The 12,089-nt window shown below is 71.8% G+C and carries 10 protein-coding genes; 7 read left to right on the top strand and 3 right to left on the bottom strand.

The genetic code is table 11. The annotated features are described in order from the left end of the window. Positions 1–68: 68 nt before the first annotated feature. Positions 69–1,502: an FAD-dependent oxidoreductase gene (locus tag BUS84_RS04740; protein ID WP_208869523.1), complete on the bottom strand. Its 1,434-nt coding sequence runs from the start codon at positions 1,500–1,502 to the stop codon at positions 69–71. A gap of 219 nt (positions 1,503–1,721) precedes the next feature. On the opposite strand from BUS84_RS04740, the gene BUS84_RS04735 reads away from it, so the two are divergent. The 6 genes from BUS84_RS04735 to BUS84_RS04710 all read left to right on the top strand — a co-directional run bounded on the left by BUS84_RS04735 (position 1,722) and on the right by BUS84_RS04710 (position 8,873). Beyond that, positions 1,722–2,555 (top strand): ABC transporter ATP-binding protein, encoded by an 834-nt coding sequence (locus BUS84_RS04735; protein ID WP_074309055.1) that lies wholly within the window; start codon positions 1,722–1,724, stop codon positions 2,553–2,555. A gap of 34 nt (positions 2,556–2,589) precedes the next feature. After that, positions 2,590–3,573: an ABC transporter substrate-binding protein gene (locus BUS84_RS04730; RefSeq protein ID WP_074309054.1), complete on the top strand. Its 984-nt coding sequence runs from the start codon at positions 2,590–2,592 to the stop codon at positions 3,571–3,573. Between the two features lie 5 nt (positions 3,574–3,578). Continuing rightward, on the top strand, positions 3,579–5,681 hold the full coding sequence (locus BUS84_RS04725; protein WP_074312083.1) for a Fe(3+)-hydroxamate ABC transporter permease FhuB: 2,103 nt from the start codon (positions 3,579–3,581) through the stop codon (positions 5,679–5,681). Positions 5,682–5,710: 29 nt separating this feature from the next. Continuing rightward, positions 5,711–6,616 (top strand): siderophore-interacting protein, encoded by a 906-nt coding sequence (locus BUS84_RS04720; RefSeq protein ID WP_074309052.1) that lies wholly within the window; start codon positions 5,711–5,713, stop codon positions 6,614–6,616. 161 nt (positions 6,617–6,777) lie between these two features. Next, the gene (locus tag BUS84_RS04715) at positions 6,778–8,238 is read left to right on the top strand and encodes an SDR family NAD(P)-dependent oxidoreductase (RefSeq protein ID WP_074309051.1); all 1,461 of its coding nucleotides are present in this window, start codon (positions 6,778–6,780) and stop codon (positions 8,236–8,238) included. A 158-nt stretch (positions 8,239–8,396) separates the two neighbouring features. Beyond that, a complete protein-coding gene (locus tag BUS84_RS04710) occupies positions 8,397–8,873 on the top strand; it encodes a heme-degrading domain-containing protein (RefSeq protein ID WP_074309049.1) in 477 nt (158 codons plus the stop codon). A 121-nt stretch (positions 8,874–8,994) separates the two neighbouring features. Here the strand turns inward: BUS84_RS04710 and BUS84_RS04705 are convergent, their stop codons facing one another. Next, positions 8,995–10,371 (bottom strand): FAD-dependent oxidoreductase, encoded by a 1,377-nt coding sequence (locus tag BUS84_RS04705; protein WP_084757424.1) that lies wholly within the window; start codon positions 10,369–10,371, stop codon positions 8,995–8,997. A 103-nt stretch (positions 10,372–10,474) separates the two neighbouring features. Then, positions 10,475–11,179 carry a TetR/AcrR family transcriptional regulator gene (locus BUS84_RS04700; protein ID WP_074309047.1) on the bottom strand — a complete coding sequence of 235 codons (705 nt, stop codon included), beginning with the start codon at positions 11,177–11,179 and terminating at the stop codon, positions 10,475–10,477. Positions 11,180–11,292: 113 nt separating this feature from the next. Here BUS84_RS04700 and BUS84_RS04695 point away from each other — a divergent pair, with 113 nt between their 5' ends. Then, a complete protein-coding gene (locus BUS84_RS04695) occupies positions 11,293–12,018 on the top strand; it encodes a DUF4386 domain-containing protein (protein WP_074309045.1) in 726 nt (241 codons plus the stop codon). The last annotated feature ends 71 nt before the right edge of the window (positions 12,019–12,089 follow it).

The raw sequence follows: 12,089 nt of genomic DNA, 5'->3' as shown, positions 1-12,089 counted from the left end.
CATCCCCCAACCCGTGCATCGGGCCGCCGGCAACCCGCTCATGGTCATCGGCCACGGGCCGGACAGGACTAGGGGGTGTGCGCCGGTCCGGCGGCGGACTGGCTCCGGAACAGGCCGAGCCGGAGCGCCCGGAGCAGGGTGCCGGGCCGGCTCAGGGTCACCGGATGGTCGAGCATGGTGGTGACCCGGCCCAGCCGGGCGCTGAGCACCGGATCGGTCAGCGACGTCCGGAAGACCAGGTCACCGAACCACTTCGTGACCTTGTACCCGGGTGGGTACGGGCCGTCGACGTGTGGAAGCTCGATGTCGGCCGAGGTGGAGATCTGCCAGGCGGCGTCGACGACCACCCGCACCTTGTCGAAGTACGCCCGCGCCGGTTCCTCGTGCAGCTTCGGGTCGGAGCGCAGGTACGCCGACAGGCAGGAGGCGTGCAGCATCGCGGAGGTCATGCCCTGGCCGTACACCGGGTTGAAGGACGCGATCGCGTCTCCGGCCGCGACCAGTCCGGCGGGCATCCGGTCGAGCCGGTGGAGGTCCCGGCGTCGGCTGTCGGCCTGGTGGTACGTGACCACCAGGCCGAGCATCTCGCCACGCTCGGCGATGTCGCCGAACATCTGCGGATAGTGCTGGCGGCAGCGGGCGGTGAAGTCGGCGACGTCGCGGCTGGGCCGGTCCTGGTCGTAGCCGGCGACCAGCATGATCCAACGGTCTCCCTCGACCGAGTTGATCCCACCGATCCGGGCGGATCGGCCCTTGCCGGCCATGGTGTGGTAGACCACCACCCAGGCGTCGCTGACCGCCGGGTCCTGCTTGTAGAGCGCGGTCGCGTAGTTGAGTTTGATCGGCATCCGCTGCATCGGCGGGCGCGGCCACCCGTTGTCGGCCAGCCAGTTGCTGAGCCGGCTGGACCGGCCCATCGCGTCGACCACGAGGTCCGCCGGTTCGACGATCGGCTCGGTCCGGCCGTCCGGCACGTACCGGGCGCCGGTGACGCGCCGGTCGGCGAAGACCAGGTTGTCCGCGCGGCCGTACACGATTCGGATGTTGTCGATGGCGAGGGTCCGCCGCCGGACCAGCGCCTCCAGGAACGGGCGCGTGGTGATCAGCATCGGGCCGGTGCCGGACGGTGCCGGCGGCAGCCCCAGCACGCCGTTCACGAAGATCTTTGCCGCGCTCGGATCCCTCGGTGGCGGTGGGGCGCCGAGGGCGAGCGCCTCGTCGACGATGCCCGGAAACCAGCGTTCCAACTGGATCTGACCGGAGGGCAGCAGCGCGTGCACCTGGCTGCCCTGCGGCACGCCGGGTCGCGGGCCGCTGTCCACATCGGACGTATCCCGTTCGATGATCAGCACTTCGTCGGCGTGGTCACTCAGCACCCGGGCCGCCATGAGCCCGGCGATGCTGCCGCCCAGCACCACCGCCCGCCGCATGAGCACCCTGGTCTCGGCCGGTCGTTCCGCGGTCGCTATCTCCGAGAAGAGCCGGGACGGCGAGGGGGTCATACGGTCACTCCTCGGTGGTCGGGAAACGTCGGCATCCACGACCGTAGCCACCAGATCGGCCGTCGTCAGTGTCAGCGACCCCGCCATTTCTGGTTGCCACCCACCGATCTGCCATTCCACACCGGCTCAGCGATGTCGATGCCGCGGTGCGCGGCACGAATCCCGGCAGGTCCGGACCCGTCTTGACACGCCATCTGCGGGTTAGGTTAGCCTAACCTCATGCAGAAGGACTTGGCGTCGGCCACCGGAGAGCACAGCCTGTCGGGCGTCGACCTCCGCCTGGGTTATCACGGGGTGACCGTGGTGCACGGCGCCGCGATCAGCCTCCGCCGGGGCGCGGTGACCGCGCTCGTCGGACCCAATGGCAGCGGCAAGTCCACCCTGCTGCGCGCCCTGGCCCGGCTGCACCCGATCGAGGCCGGCATGGTTCACCTCGCCGACGGCGGCACCGCGGCCAGCCTGCCGGCCAGGGAGTTCGCCCGTCGGGTCACCCTGCTCGCCCAGAGCCGGCCGGTACCCAGCGGGGTCACCGTCCGTGACGTCGTGGGGTACGGGCGCCACCCCTACCGGGGACGCTGGCGGGCGGACGATCCGAACGGTCCCGTCGCCATCGCCCGGGCCATGGACGTCACCGGCGTCACCGCGATGGCGGACCGACCGGTCGACGAACTCTCCGGCGGCGAGCTGCAGCGGGTGTGGCTGGCCACCTGCCTGGCCCAGGACACCCCGGTCCTGCTCCTCGACGAGCCCACCACATTCCTCGACCTGCGCTACCAGGTGGAGATCCTCGACCTGGTCCGCGACCTCGCCGACGACCACGGCGTCGCCGTCGGCGTCGTGCTGCACGACCTCAACCAGGCAGCCACCGTGGCCGACGAGGTGGTCCTGCTGCACAACGGCCGGGTCCGCGCCACCGGCACCCCGGCCGCGGTCTTCACCGAGAACGCCCTGACCGAGACCTACGGGATCCGGATCGAGGTGACCACCGATCCGTTCAGCGGACTGGTCACCACCCGCCCAATGGGGCGGCACCTGACCCGCACCCCGATCTGAACGACCACCCGATCCGCACCAGAGAAAGATCGTCATGACCCGTACCCGTTTCACCGCCCTCATCGCCGTGGTGGCCGCGCTGTCGCTCAGCGCCTGCGGCACCACCGAGAACGCCGCGACCCCCGAGGCCTCCGCCTCGACGGCCGGCGGGCCGGTCATCGTCACCGACGGCCGCGGCAAGGACGTCACCCTCAAGGCCCCGGCGACCAAGGTCGTCGGCCTGGAGTGGGGTGAGGTCGAGATGCTGGTCAGCCTGGGCGTCATGCCCGTCGGCGTGGCCGACGCCAAGGGCTACGGCACCTGGGTCACCGCCGCCAAGCTCGACCCGGGCGTCAAGGACGTCGGCACGCGCGGCGAGCCGAGCGTCGACTCGATCGTCGCCCTCCAGCCCGACCTGGTGGTGCTGGAGGACGAGCGGAGCGCCAGCCTGGTCAGCCAGCTCGAGAAGTACGTCCCCGTCGTGGTCGCCAGGGGCAGCGACGCCAAGGACAACCTCGGGCGGATGCGCGCGGACCTCACCATGATCGCCAAGGCGGTCGGCAGGACCACCGAGGCGGAGAAGCTGCTCGCCGACTTCGACGCGGCCATCGCCGACGGCAGGAAGAAGATCGCCGACGCGGGCGCCGCCGGCCGCCCGTTCGCCATCGCCGACGGCTGGAAGGAGGGCAGCACCGTCAGCATCCGGATGTTCGGCCAGGGTGCGCTCGTCTCCCAGATCGGCATCCAGCTCGGCCTCAGCAACGCCTGGACCGGCAAGACCGACGAGGTGTGGGGCCTCGGCCAGACCGACGTCGAAGGCATGACCGTCCTCAAGGACCCGAACCTGCACCTCTTCTACAACGCCTCCGACGGCGCCGACGTGTTCGCTGACGGTCTCGCCGGCAACGCCATCTGGAAGTCGCTGCCCTTCGTGCAGCGGGGCAACCTGCACAAGATGCCCGACGGCGTCTGGACCTTCGGCGGTCCGCTGTCCGGCAAGCAGTACATCGACCAGCTCGTCAAGACCTACACGGTGTGAGCGTGCTGATCGCACCCCCGCGCCCGGAGCCGGCCACCCGGCCAGCTCCGGGCGGGCGGCTGGCCGTGCCCCGCGTCGTCGCCGTCTCGCTCGCCGCGACCCTGCTGCTGCTCGTTGTCGCCGCAGTGCACCTCACCCAGGGCACCTCCACCGTCGGCGCCCTCGACCTGCTGCGGCTCGCCGCCGGCGTCGACGACGAGGCGGCTCGTGTCCTGGTCGCCTCCCGGCTGCCCCGACTGCTCGCCGGGCTGGCCATCGGCGTCGCGCTCGGTGTCGCCGGAGCCGCGTTGCAGTCGATCGCCCGCAACCCACTCGCCTCCCCCGACACCCTGGCCGTCAACGCCGGCGCCCACCTGGCGATCGTCTCCGTCGCCGCGTTCGGCATCTCGCTGCCCGCCCTGCCCGCCGGCGCACTCGCCTTCTGCGGAGGGCTGGCCGCCGCGGCTCTGGTGATGGCGATGTCCGCCGGTGGACAGGCCGGCACCACCCGACTCATCCTCGCCGGCTCGGCGACCGCGCTGGCGCTCAGCTCGATGACCACCCTGCTGCTGCTCCTGTTCGAGCAGGCCGCCATCGGTATGTTCGCCTGGGGGAACGGCTCGCTGGTGCAGAGCGACATGGTCGCGCTGACCCAGCTCACCCCGGTGATCGTCGGCGCCGTCATTGTGCTGGTGCTGCTCGGGCACCGCCTCGACATCCTCGCCCTCGGCGACGACACCGCCACCGTGTTGGGCCTCGACGTCCGGCGTACCCGACTCACCGTCACCGTGCTGGCGGTGCTGTTGTCCGCGGCGGCGGTGACCCTCACCGGCCCGGTCGGCTTCGTCGGCCTGTGCGCCCCGGTGATCGTCCGGCTGCTCGCCCCCGTGGTGCCCGGGGTGCACCGGCACCGCATCCTGCTGCCGCTGTCCGGCATCACCGGGGTCGTCATCGTGCTCGGCTCCGACGTGCTGCTGCGCGCCATCATGGGTGGGCAGGCCGGGGTGGAGGTTCCCACCGGCGTAGTGACCACCCTGTTCGGCGCGGCGATCCTCATCTGGTTGGCTCGCCGGCACCGCGACGCCGGCCCCACCCGCCGCCCGCCCGGCGGGCACGCGGCCATCCGCTCCCCGGCCTTCCACCGCACCGTCGTCGCCGTCACCGCCGTGGTCACCGTCGCCGCCGTGACGATCGGCATGCTCGCCGGCGACACCTGGGTGCTCCTCGGTGACCTCGTCAACTGGGTCGACGGCACCACCGGGCCCGCGTACACCTTCGTGCTGGACCAGCGGTGGCCGCGCGTCGCGGCGGCGGTCCTGGCCGGCGCGGCGCTCGCGGTCGCCGGCACCACCGTGCAGGCGGTCTGCCGCAACCCGCTCGCCGAACCCGGCATCCTCGGCATCACCGCCGGCGCCGGACTCGGCGCGGTCGCGCTGCTCACCTTCGTGCCGCTGGCCGGCGTGTGGGCTGTCTCCGGCGTCGCCGGGCTCGCCGCGATGCTGGCGTTCGCCCTGGTCTACGGCCTTGCCTGGCGTGGCGGCGGGCTCAGCTCCGACCGGCTGGTGCTGATCGGCTTCGGCGCCTGGCAGGGCGGCACCGCGCTGATCACCTACCTGATCGTCGCCTTCGACCCCTGGAACACCGGGAAGGCGTTGACCTGGCTGTCCGGGTCCACCTACGGCCGCACATCCACACAGGTCCTTCCGGTGGTGATCGCCCTGCTGGTGCTCACCCCGGCCGTGGTCGCCGCCCGACGCGAACTCGACCTGATGACGCTGGACGACGACACCCCCCGGGTGCTGGGCGTCCCGCTGGAGCGCACCCGGCTGGTCGCGCTCGGCGCGGCGGCGCTGCTCACCTCCACCGCGGTCTGCGCCGTCGGGGTCATCGGCTTCGTCGGCCTGGTCGCCCCGCACGCCGCCCGAGCGCTCGTCGGCGGCCGGCACTCCCGGGTGCTTCCGGTGGCGGCCCTGCTCGGCGCGGCGCTGGTCAGCATCGCCGACACCCTCGGACGGACGTTCATCGCTCCGGCCCAGATCCCCGCCGGCCTGGTCACCGCCATGATCGGCGCCCCGTACCTCGTCTGGCTGCTGTGGCGCTCCCGCGCCGTGGCGAACAACCCCCGGTAGCAGGCCGGCCCGAGCACCAGAGAGGCACCATGACCGAGACCATGCCCATCGCCCCGTGGCGCCTGTTCACCGTCGAGGTCCGCGCGGTACGCCGGCTGAGCCCGTCCTTCATCCGGGTGACCTTCACCGGGCCGGACCTCGACCGCTTCGCCGACAACGGTTACGACCAGCGGATCAAGCTGGCTCTGCCGCTGCCCGGCCGTCGCGGGGTGCACCTGCCGGAGGGACCGGACTGGTACGCGAAGTGGCGGGCCCTGCCCGAGCACCTGCGCAATCCTGTGCGCACCTACACCGTACGGGCGGTCCGGCCGCACCTGGCCGAGGTCGACGTCGACCTGGTGCTGCACGGCGACGGCGGCCCGGCGACCCGCTGGGCCCGGCGGGTGAGCGCCGGCGACGAGATCGCCATCCTCGGGCCCGACGCCGGCTACGACGGTGACCACGGCGGGATCGAGTTCCGCCCCTCATCGGCGGCGAACCTGCTGCTGGCCGGGGACGAGACCGCCGTGCCGGCCATCAGCGGCATCTGCGAACGGCTTCCACGCGATGCCCGCGGCACGGTCGTGCTGGAGGTGCCCGACGTCGACGACGTGCTGCCGCTGGTGGCTCCCCCGCGAGTCGAGGTCCGCTGGCTGGCCCGGCACGCGGGCGCGCACGGCAGCCGGCTGGTGCCGGCGGTCGCCGCCGCGGCGGGGGAACTGCTGGGCGGCGACGCGACGGAGGCCGCCCAGCCCGTCGCGGACGTGGACGTCGACACCGAGATCCTCTGGGAGGTTCCCGACACCGTGCCACCGGTTCCGCTGTACGCGTGGTTGGCCGGGGAGGCGGGCGTCATCCGGGCCCTGCGCCGGCACCTGGTCGCCGAACGGGGTCTCGACCGGCGGGCGGTGGCCTTCATGGGTTACTGGCGACTCGGCCGCGCCGACCCGGCCTGAGCGGCGGCCACCCGTTCCCCGCTGTCGCGGTCCGCGTCGCCGGGCTGGGGCTGGGCAGCCGCGTGGGATGCACCCGGGGCCGTGCGGTGCGTACAGTTCCGGGTCGGACGTGGGGCGGGCCGGCTGGATCCGGCGCAGGGAACGGGACGAGACGAAGACGCATGACGGTGGACAACGTTACGGAAAACGGTCAGTCCGGGATTGACCGGAGCCAGCTGGAGACCTGTCTCAGCGTCTTCGAGGCGTTGGAAGCTCTGCCGTCCGACCACCCCGACGTGGTGCGGGTGCAGCGCGCCACCGCGAAGCTCTACAAGGTGATCAAGCAGCGGCGACGTGAGGAGCGGCGCGACGCCATCGTGGCGGCCGACCGCGCGGTGACGGCTGCCACCGCCACCGGCGCGCCCGGCCGGATCGACGACGAGACGCAGGGCATTCCCCTCGCCTCGCCCACCGCGGGTGCCACCGCCGGCGTCCTGCACAACCCGCGCGGCTGCTACGTCTGCAAGCAGCGCTACCGCGAGGTGGACGCCTTCTACCACCAGCTCTGCCCGTCCTGTGCGGCGCTCAACCGGGAGCGCCGGGACGCCCGCACCGACCTGACCGGCCGGCGCGCGCTGCTCACCGGCGGCCGGGCGAAGATCGGCATGTACATCGCGCTGCGGCTGCTGCGTGACGGCGCGCACACCACCGTGACCACGCGGTTCCCGCACGACGCGGTGCGCAGGTTCGCGGCGATGCCGGACAGCGCGGACTGGCTGCACCGGCTGCGGATCGTCGGGATCGACCTGCGCGACCCCGCCCAGGTGATCGCCCTCGCCGACTCGGTCAGCAGCCAGGGACCACTCGATATCCTGATCAACAACGCGGCGCAGACCGTCCGGCGCTCGCCCGGGGCGTATTCGCAGCTCGTCGCGGCGGAGGCCGCCGCCCTGCCGGAGGGGCCGCTGCCGGAGCTGATCACCTTCGCCAAGCCGGGCGGTCAGGGCACCCCGGCGGGGAGCCTGACCGCCGGGCCGCAGTCGACCGCGCTCACCCCGCACGCGCTGACCGCGCTGGCGCTGACCAGCGGCTCCGCCTCGCCGGAGCGGATCGCGGCGTCCACGGCCATCGACGCGGGCGGCCTCGTGCCGGACCTCGACTCGGTCAACAGCTGGGTCCAGCGGGTGCACGAGGTGGACCCGGTGGAGCTCCTCGAAGTGCAGCTGTGCAACGTGACCGCGCCTTTCGTACTGGTCAGCCGGCTGCGACCGGCGATGGCCGCCGCGAAGGCCCGCCGCAAGTACGTCGTGAACGTGTCGGCGATGGAGGGCCAGTTCGGTCGCGGCTACAAGGGGCCCGGGCACCCGCACACCAACATGGCCAAGGCCGCGCTGAACATGCTGACCCGGACCAGCGCCCAGGAGATGTTGACCGACGGCATCCTGATGACCAGCGTCGACACCGGGTGGATCACCGACGAGCGGCCCCACCCGACGAAGATGCGGCTGGCGGACGAGGGCTTCCACGCCCCGCTGGACCTGGTCGACGGTGCGGTGCGGGTGTACGACCCGATCGTCCGCGGCGAACAGGGCGAGGACCTGTACGGCTGTTTCCTGAAGGACTACGCCCCCTGCGCCTGGTGATCGACACGTCGGTCAGGGTCGTCCGCTCCGCTGCCGGCTCGGACCCGGGACCAGCGGGTTTGCGACAATCACCAGGTACGCCACGCGGCCTGACCCAGGGCGACCCCGCGGTCGACCCTGCCCGGTTCGGTCCGCCACTCGACAAGGAGAAGGTACGCATGCCATCTGACCAGGACCCGTGGCCCACGCTGGACGAGCTGCTGCGCGAGGAGAGCGAGCTGGAGCTTGCGGGCCTGTCGGAGACGGACGCGTACGAGTTGGGAATGCTCGCCGTTGCCGCCGCGAGCGAGCAGCGCCTCCCGATCGCGGTGGGTGTATGGCGGGCCGGGCGCCAGCTGTTCCACTGCGGCCTGCCCGGTTCGACGGCGGACAACGACGCGTGGCTGCGCCGCAAGGGGCGCGTGGTAATGCGGTTCGAGCACTCGTCGCTGTACATGGCCCGGCTCTGCCAGGACAAGCAGGTGACGTTGGCGGAGAGGTACGGCCTGCCGGCCTCCCGGTACGCGGCCGCCGGAGGCGCGGTGCCCCTGCGCGTACGCGGCACCGGCGTGGTCGGCTGGGTCGGCGTGTCGGGCCTTCCGCAACTGGACGACCACCGCTTCGTCGTCGACATCCTGCGCAAGACCCAGCGATAAGTCGCACGCGGCGGCCGTATGACCCGTGCGGCACCGTAACCGGAGGCAGGCCCGGCGGTCGCGTCGCGAGACCGCCGGGCCGACACCTTCTGGCACCCGGGGCACACCTCGGGCGGACCGATCAGCGCGCCCGCCGGTTGGCGCGCAGGGCGCCCAGAATCACACGGGGTGTGGCCAGCGAGAGCGGGTGCTCCCGCATGGAGACGACCTCGTTGAACCGTCGCGCGGTCGCCACGTCCGTGACGGTCGCCGTGATGATCTGCCGGCTGGCCCAACTGGAGAACTTGTAGCCACGCGGGTAGGGCCCGTCGACGTGCGGCAACGCCAGGTCGGCGGAGGTCGACGTCGACCAGGCGGCGTCGACCACGACCTTCTGCAGGGCGAGGTACCGGCGCGCGGGCGCGTTCAGGTCCGGGCCTGACCGCAGGTACATCGAGAGGCAGGCCGCGTGCAGGGCCGCCGCGGTCATTCCCTGCCCGTAGACCGGGTTGAACGACGCGACGGCGTCACCGACGCTGACCAGCCCCGCCGGGAAACGCTTCAGCGCGTGGAAGTCCCGCCGGCGACTGTCGGAATGGTGGTAGGTCTGGACGTCGCCCAGCATCTCGTTTCCGGCAACCGCGCCGAACTCCGGTGGGAACTGCTCCCGCAGCCGACGGACGAAGTCCTCCGCGGTACGCCCCGGGCGGTTGTCCCCGTAACCGGCCATCATGGCCATCCACCGACCGTCTTCGACCGCGAAGAAGGCGGCACCGGCCACGTCCAACGACATCCTCGGGGTGTGCAGGGCCAGCACGACCGTCGAAGCCGGGGTCGCCTCGGGACGTCGGAACAGGGCGGTCGCGTAGTTCAGGTGCACGGTCATCCGCCGTGTGGCGGGTCGGTCCCAACCGGCCTGCTCCAGCCAGTCGGAGAGCCTGCTCGAACGCCCCATGGCGTCCACCACGAGGTCAGCGCTCTCGACGCCGGGAACCCCGCCGACGTCGTAGCGGACACCGGTGGTCACCGCACCGTCGAACACGAGACCCGTGGCGCGGGCGGTGACCGTCTTGACGTTCGGCAGTCGCAGCACCTGCTCGCGGATCAGCCCCTCCAGGAGAGGCCGGCTGCCCGCCAGGCTGTCGGCATCATCGGGGACGATCACCTTGAGGCGGCCGTCGAGGTAGTTGCGCCTCGCCGGGGGTGGAGCCTCGATCGCTCCCTGGGCCAGGGCCCGTTCGCGAAATCCCGGGAACAGCCGCTCGAACTGGAGGAAGCCACCGGGCAGCAGCGCGTGCAGCTGCGTCCCCTGTGGCACGCCGGGCCGCTCGCCCGTCACCTCCAGGTCGTCCCGGTCGATGATGACGACGCTCTCCGCGTAGTCGGACAACACCCGGGCGGCCAGGAGGCCGGCGATGCTGCCGCCGAGCACGACGGCCTTGCCCATCACCGGGGACGCCTGGTCGGGGGGCTGCACAGCGTTGAGCGCGGCGAAGACCCGAGCCGGGGCGAGGGACATCGTGCTCTCCAAAGGGGTACGAGGTGTGGCGGGACGCCCACCGATCGTTGCATAGGTGCCCGACATTGCCCGGACAGGTTCGCCACGGGGGGTCTGTCGTGAATCAGCTCCTGGACGGGCCCAGGCCGCGGAGGCGTTCGAGCCCGTCCAGGAGCAGGTCGAGGGTGAACTCGAATTCGAGCTGGCTGTCACACCAGCCGAGCGTGGGGTCGCTGCCGTCGTGCATCTCGGTCGCCACCATGGCTGTCAGGTGCGGCAGAGCCTCGGCCATCGCGGCCAGGTCCGCTGCCGCCACGTCGGCCTCCATGCTCGCGCCCGCCGCCGGGCTGAAGACCTCCTGCGCGAACCCGAGCGGCAGGCTGCCGAACGCGTGCACCGCGCGGTGCGCGAGGTGGTGCGAGAACCCGGCGTTGAGAAGAGTCCCGACGATTCCGTCGTAGTACGTGTACAGGCCGGCGGGAATGGCGCGGCGCGAGCCCAGCAGCCCTGGCATCCACGGGTGCCGCACCATGATCTGACGCGCCGCGAGGAACTGCCCGCGCAGCCGCGTACGCCAGTCTTCGCCGTCACCGTTCGCGAAGAGGCGGCCAACCGCGGCGTCGATCTCCGCGATCACGGTGTCCACGACGCCGTCGAGGAGTGCCTCCTTGGCGGGCAGGTGGTGGTAGAGCGACATGGCCTCGACGCCGAGGTCGCCTGCGAGGCGGCGCATCGTCAGGGCCTGGATCCCCTCCACGTCCGCCAGGGCGACCGCCGCCGCGAGTACGCGCTCACGGCTGAGCGGCTGTCGAGATGTCTTTGCTGCCACCTGTCCCCCAAATCTTGCCAGCACCTTACATCGTATGGTTGCCTTACGTTGTAAGGGAGCTGGTTGGATCGCGACCACCTCACGAGCCGGTACGGCCTCCCCAAGGAGCCACAATGCCCGCGCTGATCCGCACGGCCCGCACAACCGGGCTGCTCTACCTCGGCCTCGCCATCACCGGCGCACTCGGCTTTCTGCTCATCCGGCCGCGCCTCTTCGCGGCCGACGACCCCGGTCCGACGCTCGCCAATCTGGTCCAGCACCAGTCACTCGCCCGGGCCGGCGTCGCCGCAGAACTGCTCATCGTCGTCACCCAGGCCCTCGCCGCCGCCTGGTTCTACCGGCTGTTCCGCACCGCGGACGCGCGTGCCGCCAGCGCCATCGCCGCGTTCGGCCTCATCAACGCCGTCGTGATCCTCGTCAGCGCGGCGCTGCTCGCCACGGCGCTCGACATCGCGCTCGACCCCATCGGCGACGCGGCGGCCAGCATCCAACTCCTCTACCTGACCAGCGGAAACCTGTGGGGCGTCGGAGGGCTGTTCTTCGGCCTGTGGCTCATTCCCATGGGCACCTGCGTGCTCCGCTCGAACTGGATGCCCCGCCCGCTCGGCTTCATCCTCGTCGGCGGTGGCATCGGATACCTGCTCAGCGCATTCATCGGATACCTCGCCCCTGATGCGCACGCTGTCGCCGACGTTCTCGTCCTACCGGCGACGGTCGGCGAGTTCTGGATGATCGGCTACCTGCTGACGCGCGGCGTCCGCGCCCACGCACTCGACCAGGCACCGTCCGACCGGCAGCCGGGAGCCGCCCCACAGACCATGAGGTTGGCTGGCGAGTGACCTCGGTGGAGGGCACCCTGGACCGGCGGAGAAGGTCGCCGCCCGGGCAACTTGGCCCCCGAATCGCCCGA

The sequence above is a fragment of the Micromonospora cremea genome (assembly GCF_900143515.1).
GTDB classification, from domain to species: domain Bacteria; phylum Actinomycetota; class Actinomycetes; order Mycobacteriales; family Micromonosporaceae; genus Micromonospora; species Micromonospora cremea.
This window is presented reverse-complemented; position numbering and strand designations above follow the sequence as displayed.

Excerpts from the sequence above, each read along its gene's own strand:
- BUS84_RS04740 (WP_208869523.1), bottom strand. The coding sequence starts at position 1,502 with ATGACCCCCTCGCCGTCCCGGCTCTTCTCGGAGATAGCGACCGCGGAA.
- BUS84_RS04735 (WP_074309055.1), top strand. The coding sequence starts at position 1,722 with ATGCAGAAGGACTTGGCGTCGGCCACCGGAGAGCACAGCCTGTCGGGC.
- BUS84_RS04730 (WP_074309054.1), top strand. The coding sequence starts at position 2,590 with ATGACCCGTACCCGTTTCACCGCCCTCATCGCCGTGGTGGCCGCGCTG.
- BUS84_RS04720 (WP_074309052.1), top strand. The coding sequence starts at position 5,711 with ATGACCGAGACCATGCCCATCGCCCCGTGGCGCCTGTTCACCGTCGAG.
- BUS84_RS04715 (WP_074309051.1), top strand. The coding sequence starts at position 6,778 with ATGACGGTGGACAACGTTACGGAAAACGGTCAGTCCGGGATTGACCGG.
- BUS84_RS04710 (WP_074309049.1), top strand. The coding sequence starts at position 8,397 with ATGCCATCTGACCAGGACCCGTGGCCCACGCTGGACGAGCTGCTGCGC.
- BUS84_RS04705 (WP_084757424.1), bottom strand. The coding sequence starts at position 10,371 with ATGTCCCTCGCCCCGGCTCGGGTCTTCGCCGCGCTCAACGCTGTGCAG.
- BUS84_RS04695 (WP_074309045.1), top strand. The coding sequence starts at position 11,293 with ATGCCCGCGCTGATCCGCACGGCCCGCACAACCGGGCTGCTCTACCTC.